Below are 14,440 nucleotides of genomic sequence, written 5' to 3'. Positions count from 1 at the left end.
CGTATGAATATCGGTTGGAAATTAAAGAAGAACGGCGTCATTAATCGGTTTCTGATGACCGAACTGGCGGAAAAACGTTATTTCGCCGAGCCGGATACGCTGCCGGATAAGGTGAATTACCGCTTTATCAACGGTTTTGTCGATGTCGGTGTTTTACCCTGCCGTGTGCGTTTTTTGCAGGAAGAGGCAAAGCGCGAAGTGACGTTACCCGAAGATCTTCATTTCCCGCTGATGTGGAGCGGCGGCGATGAAAGCCGCAGTGTGAATTTCAGCGATTTCTGGCCGTGTCCGGTTCACGTTCAGCGCTTTGCTCGCTGCGCGATCCACAGTGACCGCGCGCAGACGGCACCGTTTACGCTCAGCACCTGCGGCGGCGTCACGCTGTGGCTGAACGGCGAGCAAGTTACTCGCTTTACGCCGTTTACCCGCAACACCGAGCAAACCTGTGCGATCTCGCTGCCGCTGCAAGCGGGGGCGAACACGCTGGTGGTGCACAGCGAAGATCTGTGTGAGCGTGATACCGACTATCTGTTCAGCCTGTGCTATCAGGGGGAAGACACGCTCTTCTGGCAGCTTGATGAAGACGCGGCGCTCAGCGAACAACTGACCGCACTGGATGGCTGGGTGAACGGACTGACGCTGGAGAACAACCTGATCCAACCGCCTGTGTTGGTATTGAACAGCTCGCAGCCGTTGCCAGAAGCGCTAACGATGGCGCACCGATTGATTGGCAACGTCAACGAATCTGTCCCCGAATGGCAGCAGCGACACACACTGCCTGCGGGTAACCTAGGCTGGCAGGTGGATTTACCCGATGTCTTGGTGGGTTATTACGATCTGGTGTGTGCCGCGACCTGCAACGGTATTACGCTGACGCGCACTCTCAGCTTTGGGCGCTTGCCATCGCAAACGATGCCTGCGCTGCCGACATTGGCAGCGCGGCGTGAAGCGCTACTGCGCCATATCGCACAGCATGGTTTTGAGCGCCTCGGACGGCTGTTGGCGATTGTCGAAACCGGTGAGGGCAACGATGCCGCAGCGCCGATTCTCAACAGCGCGCTGCAAAAGATCAGTCGTCGCGAAGACTGTGCGGATTTCCAACTGGTGCCGCTGATTTGGCTGTGGCAGCGCTATCAGGGGCAGCAGTTACCGCCACAGGACTGGCGGCGCGTGCGCAGCGCGATTCTCGGTTTCCGCTACTGGATTGATGAGCCGGGCAACGACACTATGTGGTTCTGGAGCGAAAACCACTGCCTGTGCTTCCACGTCGCGCAGTATCTGGCTGGGCAAAACTTCCCTGATGACACCTTCCTATGCAGCGGCCGTCGCGGTTTGGAACAGAAAGCCATTGCCCACGAACGCCTGACGCGCTGGTTTGATTCCATTCTGGAACACGGGTTGGTGGAGTGGAATTCGGCAGCCTATTACCCCATCGACCTGATTGGGCTAGTCGCGCTGTACGAGCTGGCGCAGGACGCCGATCTGCGTGAGAAAGCCCGCGTGGTGATTGACCGCATCATGCTGATGACGGCGTGGGTGCATCAGAACGGCGTCGCGGTTGGCACGATGGGGCGCGCCTACGATAAAGAGCTGCGTTCCGGCATGTTGACCGAGCTGTCTGGCCTGTGTGCGCTGATGTGGGGCGAGGGCTGGTTGATTCCGCACTGTGCCGCGCTGCCGCTGCTGTGTCTGAGCGACTATCAACCGCCGGAAACGATAGATCGGATCGCACACTGGTCACTACCACACGGTGCCGAAGCGCGCTGGGTACAAGGGCTGAACCGCAGCGCCCGCATCATCGCCTGGAAGCAGCGCGACGTCGCCTTTTCTTCCGTTTTCGATCATCACCCCGGCGAGCATGGGCACCAGCAGCATCTGCTGGATGTGCGGCTGGGAACACACTATGCCGCCCGCCTGTGGGTGAACCACCCCGGTGAAGATCGCCCCGACGGCGTACACCGTCCGTCTTACTGGGCGGGAAACGGGCGTTTGCCGCACCTGATGCAACATCGTAATCGCGCGCTGATGGTGTTCGATCTGCGACAGGATACCCGCCCGTGGACGCACCTCTATCTGCCGCAAACCGCACTGGATGAGGTCATCGTTGAAGACGTCTGGTGCTTTGTGCGCGGCGGCAACGGCTATGCGGCGTTTCATAATCCCGCCGGATTACAGCCGTTTACGACCGCAGGCCAGCAGGCGGAAGGCGAACTGCGGGCGTATGACGAGCAGAACGTCTGGTTCGTTGCCGTGGACAGCGGCGATGGCACAGAGGGATTTGCCGCGTTTGCTGACCGCTTCCGAGAGCGTTCGCTGGTGCAAGATAGCGACGGCGTACGTATCGACGATCCCGACTACGGCGAACTGGCCTTTAGCCACAAGGCAGGGTTCAGCGTGGCGCAACAGCCTTTCCTTTTCCCCGACGATGTCCCGGTCGTCCCGCAGTTCAACACAGGAAACCCATGACATGCAGACAGGTTCACTTAACCGACAACAAACCGCAGCGCTGCTGGCGCAGGTGGCGCGGGCATTTTGTCGCCTGAAGGCGATCGACAGCGTAGCGCAGGACGATGTGCCGGATGCCGGGCTGACGATTCAATTTGAAGAGTGGGATTGGGAAGTCGGCGTCGGGCTGTACGGCTTTTGGAAACTGGCGCATCTGACGCAGGACAACACCATGCTGATGACGCTGGCGAACTGGTATCAGCAAAAGCTGGATGCCGGGCTGCCACCGCGCCAGATCAACTCGACGGCACCGATGCTGGTGCTGGCGCTGCTGTGTCAGGACAAGCCAGATGCGCCCGCGCAGTGGCGTGAAACGGTGAGCGACTGGGCGGATTGGCTACTGCATGCGCTGCCGAAAACTGAGGACGGTGGCTTCCAGCACACGGTGAAAGAGCGGCCAAACACCGGACAACTGTGGGACGACACACTGTTTATGGCGGGGCTGTTTCTGGTGGTTGCGGGGAAATTGCTTTCCCGTCGCGATCTGATTGAAGAAGCGGAATATCAGCTGCTCACCCATGCGCGCTATCTGGCCGATGTGCGCAGCGGGCTGTGGTATCACGGCTGGACGTTCGTTGGTCGCCATCACTATGCCAATGCTTTTTGGGGACGCGGCAATGCCTGGATTACGCTGGTGCTGCCGGAAATGCGGGTGCTGGCGGAGGATCAGCTGTCCGCACCGGTATTGCGCACGCTGGACGCGATTCTGGAACAGCAAACCACAACGCTGGCGCGCTGCCAGCACGATTCCGGCCTGTGGCACACGCTGCTGGATGACCCGGATTCACCGCTGGAAACCTCTGCCAGCGCCGGATTTATCGCCGGGATTCTGACGGCGCGGCGGCTGGGCATGTTGCGCGATTTCCCGCAGGAGGTGCTGGAAAAAGGTTATGCCGCCGTGGTGGCGCAGATTGACGCGCAGGGCGTGGTGCAAGGTGTCTCGGACGGCACGGCGATGGGACACGACTTACAGTTCTATCGCGATATTCCTAATGTTGCCGTGCCTTACGGGCAGGCGCTGGTCATGCTGATGTTATTGGCACAGTTAGATTCTGTTTGCGAGGGCTGACAATGGCGAGTCTGGAACTAAAAAACGTCCACAAAAACTATGGTGCGGTAAGCATCATCAAAGGCGTGGACTTAACGATTAATGACGGTGAGTTCATGGTTTTTGTCGGCCCGTCGGGCTGTGGAAAATCCACGTTACTGCGCATGATTGCCGGGCTGGAAGAGATCAGCAACGGCGAACTGTGGATCGACAACCGTAAAGTGAACGATCTCACGCCAGCGGAGCGCAAGATTGCGATGGTGTTCCAGTCTTACGCGCTCTATCCGCACCTCTCGGTGCGCAAGAATCTCGCGTTCGGGCTGGAGAACCTGCACTTTCCGAAAGACGAAATCATCCGTCGTATTGATGAAGCCGCTCGTATGCTGGGGCTGGAACCTTATCTGGATCGTCGGCCGCGTGCGCTGTCGGGTGGGCAGCAGCAGCGCGTGGCGATTGGGCGCGCCATCGTGCGTGAACCCGACCTGTTCCTGTTTGACGAACCGCTCTCTAATCTGGATGCCAAGCTGCGCGTGCAGACGCGCGGCGAGTTGTCCCGCCTGCACCAGAAGCTGCGCACCACCATGATCTACGTGACTCACGATCAGGTGGAAGCGATGACGATGGCGCAGCGCATTGTGGTACTGAATGCGGGTCGCATCGAGCAGGTTGGCACGCCGCTGGAACTGTTCAATCGGCCGAAAAACAAATTTGTTGCGGGTTTCATCGGCTCACCGCGCATGAATATGTTCCCAGCGCAGATCGTCGCCACCTGCGCCGACGGTGTCGAGGTGCAGTGCCCGTCCGGCAATCGTCTGGTGCTGCCGTTTATCGGCACCGGCGGGCAGAACGTCACGCTCGGCATTCGCCCTTCACACTGTGAGCTGGTGGAGGACGGTGAGGGGATGGCACTGTGTGTCGATCGCTGCGAGATGATGGGGCATGAGACCTTTATCTACGGGCGGATGGGCGGCATTGACGACGAGATGATCGTCCATCTGGCGCAACACCGCGAGTTCGCCACCGGTGAATCGGTGTTTGTGCGCTTCCCGCCAACGTATTGCCATCTGTTCGATGGCGAAACGGATGACACATTGCCGCGCTGTACCGAGCATTAATTATCGCGACGGGAGAGGACGACATGAAAAAGATTGCCTTACTACCCGCAGGATCGCTGATCGATAAGCTGGTGACGCCAGTGGAAAAAGCGGTGAATCTGCTACAAAAACTCGGTGGCCGCAAAGTGATGCCGTGGTTTTTTATCGCGCCGAATATGCTGCTGTTCGCCGTTTTTGTCTTTATTCCGATTCTGCTGGCGGTGTGCTATGCCTTTACCGGCGGCACCAATATTCTGCTGTGGGAGCGCCCCTACGTTGGCGTGGATAACTTTTCCACACTGCTGAGCTGCGGCAACTACGCCGAGCCATCCACCTGTGAGCAGGATCTGTTCTGGACTGGCGTCTACAACACCGTGTCGTTCACCTTTTTCAACGTGCTCTGCACGCTGCTGGTGGCGCTGGTGACGGCACTAATACTCAATCGCAAGATTCTCGCCCGTGGCTTTTTCCGCGCCATGTTCTTCTATCCGGTACTGCTGTCGCCGGTGGTCGTTGGCCTGATCTGGCAGTGGTTCCTGAACCGCAACGGCTTGCTGAATCTGGTGCTGTCGTCGCTGGGCGGGCAGCCGATTACCTTCCTGCTCGATCCGACGTTTTCGCGCTTTTGGGTGGTGTTTGTCTCCGTCTGGTTTCATGTCGGATTTTATACCCTGATCCTACTGGCCGGATTGCAGGCGATCCCGCGTGATATTTACGAGGCGGCGGCGGTGGACGGCACCTCGCGCTGGCGTGGTTTTTATCGTCTGACGCTACCGCTGCTGGCGCCAAACATTCTGGTGGTGGTGATTCTGCTGACCATCAACAGCGTGCAGATCTTCGATGAAGCCTGGGTGCTGACTAATGGCGGCGGTCCCGGCACGGCTAACAGCTTTATCGTGCAGTACATCTACCAGACCGCCTTCTCGTCGAATGCCTCGCTTTACGGGCTGGCCTCGGCAGCGTCGGTGCTGATGGGCGTGGTGCTGATGATTCTGACGGCATTGCAGTTCCTGCTGACGCGTCGGCTGGAAGGGAAAAAATAACGGGAGCCATGATGAAAATAATCGCATTTCTCACCCGTACCCGTCATCCGGGGCGCATCCATATTACGGATATCATGAGCTGGGTCTGGCTGGTGGTGGGTACGCTGCTGGTGATGATTCCGGTGATGTGGGCGGCGATGTCGTCGTTCAAAACGCCTGCGGAGATCAATCGCTTTCCGCCGAGTTTTCTGCCGCAGGCGGCGGATACCGTCACGCTGCCAGAGTACCCGAAGCCGCTGGAGCTGTGGCAGGTTAAGCAGGAAGACGGTGAAGCGAGAACGATGGCGCTGGTGCGGCGCATTGGCCTGATCGCACAACTGGTGAACCCGGATGCGCCGAGTGAAGTGGTGCGCGTATCGACCAAAGATCTGGTGCCGATGAAGGCCTTGCATCTGGAGACGGAGAACTACACGACGCCGATAACGAAGTTCCACTTTGCCACCTACCTGAAAAACACGGTATTCGTGACGGTGATGGCGACGCTGCTGACCCTGTTGCTCAGTTCGATGGCAGCGTTTGCGCTATCGAAATACGAGTTTCGCGGGCGCGGCACGGTGCTGACGTTGTTTCTCTCTACGATGATGATTCCGCTGTCGGTGGTGATGGTGCCGACGTTTCTGGTGGTGATTGGCCTGAACATGGGCGATAACCTGTGGGGCGTGATTATTCCCACGGTGGCGACGCCGACGGGCGTGTTCCTGCTGCGGCAATACATGCTGACGATCCCCGATGAGCTGATCGAAGCGGCGCGGATCGATGCGGCCAGCGAATTCCGTATTTACTGGAAGATCATCCTGCCGCTGACCGCACCCGCGCTGGCGGTGCTGGCGATCTTCTCGGTGATCTGGCGTTGGAACGACTTCCTCTGGCCGCTGATCGTCCTCTCCAGTCAGGACAATTTTACGCTGCAAATCGGCCTGAATGCGTTTCAGGGGCAGTTCTCGGTGCAATGGCACTATATACTGGCGATGACGATGCTCTCGCTTCTGCCGGTGACGGCGGTGTTCGTCTTCTTGCAAAAATACATCACGACGGGGATTGCCAACACGGGGATGAAATAATGGCGACACTCAAGGATATTGCCGACCGCGCGGGGGTTTCCATCAGCACGGTTTCCCGCGCGCTGAACGGGACGGCACCGATCAGCGCCAAAGTCAGGCAGCACATCATGGCGATTGCCACCGAGCAAGGCTATCCGCTGCATAAAGTGGGCAAAGCGACCGTCGTGCAGACGGAACCGCTGCGCCACATCCTGCTGGCGACGCCGCGCAACCTGATGCTGGAAAGTGAGTACAATCTGGTGTCGCTGACGCTGATTAACGCCCTGAAAACGCTGTGTTTGCAACGTAACATCCAGCTACGTCCGTTTCTGGGGGAGCACGACACCATTAACGAACAGCAGCTGTTGCGTGAGCTTCAGGGCGGAAAAGAGAGCGGCATTCTGATCGTGAATGACGATCACCCGACGCTGCTGAACGCCGTAGCGGAAAGCGGTATTCCGGCGGTGCTGATCAACGGGGAAGATCCCTCCATGCGTCTGAGTAGCGTCACGCCTGCGAACCACTATGCCGCCGCCGCGGCAGTGCGTTATCTGATTGAACAAGGGCACACGCGGATTCTGCACTTGACCTGGACGTCGCGTATGACGATCAAACAGCGCGAGCGTGGCTATCGGGATGCGCTCGCGCAGGCGGGCATTGCGGTGGATGAGGATCTGATTCTGTCGCTGCCGGATTTCCACCCGCGCACGGCACGCGATGCGCTGCTGCGCTGGCTGACGGCTAACCCCGACAGATTGGGCGTTACCGCGATTTTCTGTGCGGCGGACAATCAGGCTATCGGCGTGATCGACGCGCTGTATCAGCACGGGCTACGCGTGCCGGAGGACATTTCCGTCATGGGCATGGACGACATTCTGCCGTTCGACATGCTGCCGGTTTCACTCACCACGGTGCATCTGCCGTTTGAGACCATCGCCCGCGCCGCGCTACAACTGCTGGCACAGCAAATGACGCCCGCGCAGGCGCTCGGCATTGCCCAGCGTACTGAACTGGCTGGGCAGGTGGTGGTTAGGGAATCGGTGCGGCGGGTAGGGTAGAGGGGCGTTATTTCAGCGACAACAGCCGCTCAAGCGCCGTGACGCGGTAACTGCCAACACGCGTCACCGCCCAGCTCGACAATCTGTGCCGCGATGGCGGTCTGACAGTCGATTGCACTGATAGACACTAGGCACCCACGGATATCCAGTAGCGCCAGTAATTTTGTTATCATGTTGATTTAATTGTACTTGTCATGGGTCTTTACCTGACCAAGAACTACTCCGTTTGCGCTGGCAAAGGCGTTGACCATGTGGATAGTCGAGGCTCGATCTTCTATTGCGGATTTGGGGTGTTAAAAAAAGAGTGGGGTAATACACGGGGAGGCCAGAAGGACGGTCAACTACCATGCAGTAGCGCTCGCCACTACCCATGACAAATTTTGTAACTCCGTAGAGCTTCTCCATGCGCCCACAATCAATAAACTTTATACAATTGCAAGGTGCGCGATACGCTAAAGATTGTCAATTGACACTTTTTTTAAGACATTAGAAATAACAAAACCCCTGAATTAACAGGGGTCTGTGTATGTATTCTTTACAAATAACTCTCAGGTAAATCCTAAAACGGAATATCGTCGTCGAAATCCATTGGTGGTTCGTTGCTTTGCGCTGGAGCGCTGTTCTGTGCAGGGCGCTGTTGAGATTGCGCGCCGCCGCTGAACTGGTTGCCACCCTGCGGCTGCTGAGGTTGTCCCCAACCGCCTTGTTGCTGTCCGCCACCTGCATTGCCACCGCCTGCTGGTGCGCCGCCGCCCTGGCGTCCACCTAGCATCTGCATGGTGCCGCCAACGTTAACAACCACTTCGGTGGTGTAACGCTCTACACCAGCCTGATCGGCCCATTTACGGGTTTGCAGTGCGCCTTCGATGTAAACCTGAGAGCCTTTGCGCAGGTATTCGCCCGCCACTTCTGCCAGCTTGCCGAACAGCACCACACGGTGCCATTCGGTCTTCTCTTTCTGCTCACCGGTTTGCTTGTCACGCCAGCTTTCCGACGTAGCCAGCGTGATGTTGGCAACTGCACCACCATTCGGCATATAGCGGACTTCCGGGTCTTGACCCAGATTCCCGACAAGAATCACTTTATTAACGCCTCTGCTGGCCATGCTCGTATCTCCTGATGAATCGATAGATTTATTTTAAGTCTAAACGATCAATCTTAACATGGGAAAACTCTCTGTCATACCTGCGAAATGGCTTCAGAAATGAAAGTAATATTTGCAGCGTTTGCAAAGTAAACGGGTTTAATACTGGATATTCATTCAGCTTTTTTTGTGCCATAATTGCTCGTTTCGTACCGGTTCTCTCTGTTCGAGAGGCGATGACAAACCGTTTTTATTCCGGGAAGTGTGTGAATGGATAAGATCGAAGTTCGTGGTGCTCGTACCCATAATCTCAAGAATATCAACCTGATAATCCCTCGTGACAAGCTGATCGTAATCACCGGTCTGTCTGGTTCGGGTAAGTCATCGCTGGCGTTTGACACGCTGTATGCCGAAGGGCAGCGGCGCTATGTGGAATCCCTCTCCGCCTACGCCCGTCAGTTCCTGTCGCTGATGGAAAAACCGGACGTCGATCATATCGAAGGGCTGTCGCCCGCCATCTCTATCGAACAGAAATCCACCTCGCACAACCCGCGTTCTACGGTCGGGACGATTACCGAAATTCATGATTACCTGCGCCTGCTATTTGCTCGCGTGGGTGAGCCGCGTTGCCCGGAGCACGATGTGCCGCTGGATGCGCAAACGGTCAGCCAGATGGTGGACAACGTGCTGGCACAGCCGGAAGGCAAACGCCTGATGCTGCTGGCACCGATTGTGAAAGATCGCAAAGGCGAACACAGCAAGACGCTGGAAAACCTGGCGTCACAGGGCTATATCCGCGCCCGTATCGACGGTGAAGTGTGCGATCTGTCCGATCCGCCGAAGCTGGAATTACAGAAAAAGCACACCATTGAAGTCGTCGTTGACCGGTTTAAAGTGCGCGACGATTTGGCGCAGCGGCTGGCGGAGTCATTCGAAACCGCGCTGGATCTGTCTGGTGGTAGCGTGGTGGTCGCGGATATGGACGACCCGACGCAGCCTGAACTGTTGTTCTCGGCGAACTTTGCCTGTCCGGTGTGTGGCTACAGCATGCACGAGCTGGAACCGCGTATGTTCTCGTTCAATAACCCGGCGGGCGCGTGCCCAAGCTGTGATGGTCTGGGTGTACAGCAGTTCTTCGATCCGTCCCGCGTGGTGCAAAATGCCGAGCTGTCGCTGGCAGGCGGCGCAATTCGCGGCTGGGATCGCCGCAACTTCTACTATTTTCAAATGCTGCGCTCACTGGCGGAGCACTACAAATTTGACGTCGATGCCCCGTTTGAAAGCCTGAGCGCCGCGGTTCAGAAAGTGATTCTGTACGGCTCCGGTAAAGAGAACGTCGAATTCAAATATATCAACGATCGCGGCGATACCTCGATACGTCGCCATCCGTTCGAAGGCGTGCTGCACAACATGGAGCGCCGCTATAAAGAGACGGAATCCACGGCGGTGCGCGAAGAGCTGGCGAAATTCATCAGCAACCGTTCCTGCGCCAGCTGTGGCGGAACGCGTCTGCGTGAAGAAGCGCGTAACGTGTTTGTCGAGCAGACGACACTGCCGCAGATTTCCGATATGAGCATCGGCCATGCGATGACGTTTTTCCAGAATATGAAACTGAGTGGGCAACGTGCTCAAATCGCCGAGAAAGTGCTGAAAGAGATTGGCGATCGGCTGAAGTTTCTGGTGAATGTCGGTCTGAACTATTTGTCGCTCTCCCGCTCGGCAGAAACGCTGTCAGGCGGTGAGGCGCAGCGTATTCGTCTGGCAAGCCAGATCGGCGCTGGGCTGGTTGGCGTAATGTACGTACTGGATGAGCCGTCCATTGGCCTGCACCAGCGAGACAACGAGCGCCTGCTGGAGACGCTGGTTCACCTGCGCAATCTAGGTAATACCGTTATTGTGGTAGAGCATGATGAAGACGCGATTCGCGCCGCTGACCATGTGATTGATATCGGCCCCGGTGCGGGCGTGCACGGCGGCCAGATTGTCGCAGAAGGCACGATGGAAGAGATCATGGCGGTGCCGGATTCGCTGACGGGGCAGTTCCTCAGCGGTAAACGCAAGATTGAAATCCCGAAACAGCGCGTGCCTGCGGATCCGACCAAAGTGCTGAAGCTGATTGGCGCGAAGGGCAATAACCTAAAAGACGTCACGCTCACGCTGCCAGTTGGGCTGTTTACCTGCATCACTGGAGTATCGGGATCGGGCAAATCTACCCTTATCAACGATACCTTGTTCCCTCTGGCGCAGCGCCAGTTGAACGGTGCAACGCTGGCGGAGCCTGCCGCCTATCGTGAAATTCAGGGACTGGAGCATTTCGACAAGGTGATCGATATCGATCAAAGTCCAATCGGTCGTACGCCGCGCTCTAACCCCGCAACTTATACCGGTATTTTCACGCCGATTCGTGAACTGTTTGCTGGCGTGCCGGAAGCCCGTACCCGTGGCTACAATCCTGGCCGTTTCAGTTTTAACGTGCGCGGCGGGCGCTGTGAAGCCTGTCAGGGCGACGGCGTGATCAAGGTCGAAATGCACTTCCTGCCGGATGTCTATGTGCCGTGTGACCAGTGCAAAGGCAAACGCTATAACCGCGAAACGCTGGAAATTAAATACAAAGGCAAAGGTATTCACGAAGTGCTGGATATGACCATCGAAGAAGCGCGTGAATTCTTTGATGCCATTCCGGCGCTGGCGCGGAAACTGCAAACGCTGATCGACGTCGGCCTGTCTTACATTCGCCTTGGGCAATCGGCAACCACGTTGTCCGGTGGGGAAGCACAGCGTGTGAAATTGGCACGTGAACTGTCAAAACGTGGAACCGGACAGACGCTGTATATTCTCGACGAACCCACGACCGGCCTGCACTTTGCCGATATTGAACAGCTTCTGACCGTTCTGCATCAGTTGCGCGATCAGGGCAATACCATCGTGGTGATTGAGCACAATCTGGACGTGATTAAAACGGCAGACTGGATTGTCGACTTAGGGCCGGAAGGCGGCAGCGGCGGCGGGGAAATTCTGGTTTCCGGCACGCCGGAAACGGTGGCAGAGTGCGAACAGTCCCACACTGCGCGCTTCCTGCGACCTATTCTGGCGCGTGAAGCCTGATAGCAGGGGACGCCGATGTGGACGCAATATGAAATCCGCCTGAAGCCGAAAAGCAGGGGCTTCCATCTGGTGACTGACGAGATACTGGCGCAGGTCACTGCGCTGCGCCAGATAAACGTCGGGCTGATGCAGGTGTTCATCAAGCACACCTCGGCGGCGCTAACGATTAACGAGAATGCCGACCCTACGGTGCGGCAGGATTTCGAGAGCTTCTTTAATCGCTTAGTGCCGGAGGATGAACCGTACTACCGCCATACGTATGAAGGTAGCGACGACATGCCCGCGCACCTGAAAGGCAGCTTGCTCGGCAACAGCCTGACGATCCCCATCACTAACGGACGCCTGAACATCGGCACCTGGCAGGGCATCTACCTGTGCGAACACCGCAACCACGGCGGCAGCCGCTCGCTGGTCGTTACGCTCAACGGGGAATAGCTCCACGATGTGCGTCGCGTCAGCGACGCATCCTGATAAGTACCGAACTGCCTGTACGGCAGTGAACGTCAGCGCCAGCGCTTCATTCAGGCGTGCGCCTTTCTAAGCTGCCTATGCGGCAGTGAACTCATCCATCTTTGCGCATTCCTCAAAATTGCTTTTCTAAGCTGCCTATGCGGCAGTGAACTTCCCAGCCTGCGTCTTCAGTTGCAGAGCGAGTTTCTAAGCTGCCTATGCGGCAGTGAACGAATCACACTGATCAGCCCTTTCCAGTATTTTTTTCTAAGCTGCCTATGCGGCAGTGAACCTGTTAAATTTTTACACTAACCACCAGATTGTTAAAGAGAATATGACTTTTTGGGCGAAAAACCCTTTTTTATTAGGGCGACCAACGGCAATTAAAAATCAATAGCTTGCAGTTGGCCGCTAAAAAAGGGTCAGAACCAGGGAACGGTGGCTTGTGCGCTTAACCCGTAGGAGGAGAAGCGTCCTGCAACGGGAGTGTCCTGTAGCGGGCCATGTTCCACAAACACGAAAAACATCTGCCCGTTGGACAAGCTTTTGATTTGCACAAACGGCAGTGCGCTACGTTTTTCCACCGCGTCGGGAATCCGGGCTGCGGCTTCCGCTTCCGTTAACCAGCCTTTGCTGACCGAGCGTCGGCGTAGCCGTTCTGCGCTGCTCTTGAGCTGAACGCGACGCACGGTACGAAATTTCACGCCGTCAGGTACGGCTGTACACGCAGAAACCTGCGTGTAATCCCGCAATCCTTTCAACCAGGCCGTTTGTTCCAGCGTAGAGAGTGCCTCTGTTGTGCCGTGCAGCCGCAGGCATTCTCCTAGCGTTTTACCCACGTCGGGAAAGCTGATCCCAATCTGGCCATCTGCTACTTGCCCGAGCGCCCGGTGAAGTTTGGCAAATAGCGCGTTCAAGAGCTGTGATGCAGTGAACTCGGGATCGGGCTGGACGCGAATATCAATGTAGTGATCCATACCGCCACCTTATTCGCCTTTTTCACCAAACACACCGCCGCGAACCAGCGTGGCGATCACATAGTGCTGCTGCTCCGGTGCAGGAACATCGCCTTTAATCACCCAGTTATCCAGCAGCGTGTAAAAATCCATTTTATCTTTGGGCTGGCGGTAGGCTTTACCGCGGCTTGTCACGGAACCGTAAGGCTCGACGGCAATCGGGCCTGCTTCATCGGCGGCGGGATACCAGTCATCAACGGTGCGCAGCGCGTTACCGATTTTCTGCGAGTGAATGGCGGCGACGTCATTCACCTGATAGAGAATCTTGCTCTTGCCGTTACGCGCTTTTTCATCGAGCACCAGTTCCTGAGAAGGGAAGACTTCCTGCCCGTTGCCGAGCTGCACATAGGCTTCCACGGTAAAAAGTGCCGAGGTGTCACCCGCCAGCCCTTGCTCAATCGCCTGTGCCAGTGCGGCAAGGTCACCCGTTGGCTGACTGAATTGGCGCAGCGAATAGTCTTCGCCATTAAATTCCCAACGCTGTTCACCTTTCTTGGTAACGACCACACGAATGGCTTCTGCGCCGACGCGGTTGCGCCACAGAAAACGACCGTTTGCGATGTTCTCCGCATAACGTGCCGCCAGTGTGCCAAAACCTTGATCCTGAGCGTATCCGGTGATGATGTTACCCAGCGCGGTTTGATAATCCTGATCGTTACAGACTGAGGGCTGCGCGAGGTTACCCAGCACCCGCAGAGTAAACACGACTTTCAGGGTATCGGAACCGAAGGGAAGGGCGGCGACGTCCACTTTTTGCAGGTTGGCTTTTTGAATTTCTGCATCCAGCTTGGCTGGGTCGCTGGTGAGGGCATTTTTCAGGCGGTTGGAGATCGTCCCGCGCACCGATTTCTCCTGAATAGCAATCGGCGTCCAGTTTTCCTGCTGTATCCAACTGCCTGCGTACATTATCGCGTCTGAATTCGCCAATTTACGTTCAAAAGCCAGTACTGATGCGGTCTTTAACGTCGTTGCTGCTTTTGCCATGATGTTGTCCTTT

Annotated in this window: 11 protein-coding genes and 1 pseudogene; 8 read left to right on the top strand and 4 right to left on the bottom strand. The window is 56.8% G+C overall.

The window, feature by feature from the left end:
- The first annotated feature begins 3 nt into the window (after positions 1-3).
- Genes AACH44_RS16740 through AACH44_RS16715 form a run of 6 tightly spaced genes read left to right on the top strand, consistent with a single transcriptional unit; the run spans position 4 to position 7,788 of the window.
- Positions 4-2,466: a hypothetical protein gene (locus AACH44_RS16740; protein WP_261847031.1), complete on the top strand. Its 2,463-nt coding sequence runs from the start codon at positions 4-6 to the stop codon at positions 2,464-2,466.
- Position 2,467: 1 nt separating this feature from the next.
- Complete coding sequence (locus AACH44_RS16735) at positions 2,468-3,574, top strand: glycoside hydrolase family 88/105 protein (RefSeq protein ID WP_261847030.1); 1,107 nt, start codon at positions 2,468-2,470, stop codon at positions 3,572-3,574.
- Between the two features lie 2 nt (positions 3,575-3,576).
- Entirely contained in the window at positions 3,577-4,668 is a 1,092-nt protein-coding gene (locus AACH44_RS16730; protein ID WP_338659335.1) for a sn-glycerol-3-phosphate ABC transporter ATP-binding protein UgpC, read from the top strand.
- A gap of 23 nt (positions 4,669-4,691) precedes the next feature.
- Entirely contained in the window at positions 4,692-5,690 is a 999-nt protein-coding gene (locus AACH44_RS16725; protein ID WP_261847028.1) for a carbohydrate ABC transporter permease, read from the top strand.
- A gap of 8 nt (positions 5,691-5,698) precedes the next feature.
- Positions 5,699-6,751 (top strand): carbohydrate ABC transporter permease, encoded by a 1,053-nt coding sequence (locus AACH44_RS16720; RefSeq protein WP_261847027.1) that lies wholly within the window; start codon positions 5,699-5,701, stop codon positions 6,749-6,751.
- Entirely contained in the window at positions 6,751-7,788 is a 1,038-nt protein-coding gene (locus AACH44_RS16715) for a LacI family DNA-binding transcriptional regulator (protein WP_261847026.1), read from the top strand. Before AACH44_RS16720 ends, AACH44_RS16715 begins: the two co-directional genes overlap by 1 nt.
- A gap of 62 nt (positions 7,789-7,850) precedes the next feature.
- Here the strand turns inward: AACH44_RS16715 and AACH44_RS16710 are convergent.
- Together AACH44_RS16710 and ssb1 are read right to left on the bottom strand one after the other, a co-directional pair.
- Positions 7,851-8,063: pseudogene (locus AACH44_RS16710) on the bottom strand (ISAs1 family transposase); the annotation flags it as partial.
- A gap of 284 nt (positions 8,064-8,347) precedes the next feature.
- Positions 8,348-8,893, bottom strand: coding sequence for a single-stranded DNA-binding protein SSB1 (gene ssb1, locus AACH44_RS16705; RefSeq protein WP_010295128.1), 546 nt, complete (start codon positions 8,891-8,893; stop codon positions 8,348-8,350).
- Positions 8,894-9,142: 249 nt separating this feature from the next.
- Here ssb1 and uvrA point away from each other — a divergent pair, with 249 nt between their 5' ends.
- Positions 9,143-11,977, top strand: coding sequence for an excinuclease ABC subunit UvrA (uvrA, locus tag AACH44_RS16700; RefSeq protein WP_261847025.1), 2,835 nt, complete (start codon positions 9,143-9,145; stop codon positions 11,975-11,977).
- Positions 11,978-11,992: 15 nt separating this feature from the next.
- The gene (locus AACH44_RS16695) at positions 11,993-12,412 is read left to right on the top strand and encodes a secondary thiamine-phosphate synthase enzyme YjbQ (RefSeq protein WP_039530888.1); all 420 of its coding nucleotides are present in this window, start codon (positions 11,993-11,995) and stop codon (positions 12,410-12,412) included.
- A 437-nt stretch (positions 12,413-12,849) separates the two neighbouring features.
- Here AACH44_RS16695 and cas6f read toward each other — a convergent pair whose 3' ends face one another.
- Both cas6f and csy3 read right to left on the bottom strand, forming a co-directional pair.
- Entirely contained in the window at positions 12,850-13,404 is a 555-nt protein-coding gene (gene cas6f, locus AACH44_RS16690) for a type I-F CRISPR-associated endoribonuclease Cas6/Csy4 (protein ID WP_261847024.1), read from the bottom strand.
- A 9-nt stretch (positions 13,405-13,413) separates the two neighbouring features.
- Positions 13,414-14,427 carry a type I-F CRISPR-associated protein Csy3 gene (csy3, locus tag AACH44_RS16685; protein WP_261847023.1) on the bottom strand — a complete coding sequence of 338 codons (1,014 nt, stop codon included), beginning with the start codon at positions 14,425-14,427 and terminating at the stop codon, positions 13,414-13,416.
- Between the last annotated feature and the right edge of the window lie 13 nt (positions 14,428-14,440).

The organism is Pectobacterium araliae (genome assembly GCF_037076465.1).
Taxonomy (GTDB): Bacteria; Pseudomonadota; Gammaproteobacteria; order Enterobacterales; family Enterobacteriaceae; genus Pectobacterium; species Pectobacterium araliae.
This window is presented reverse-complemented; position numbering and strand designations above follow the sequence as displayed.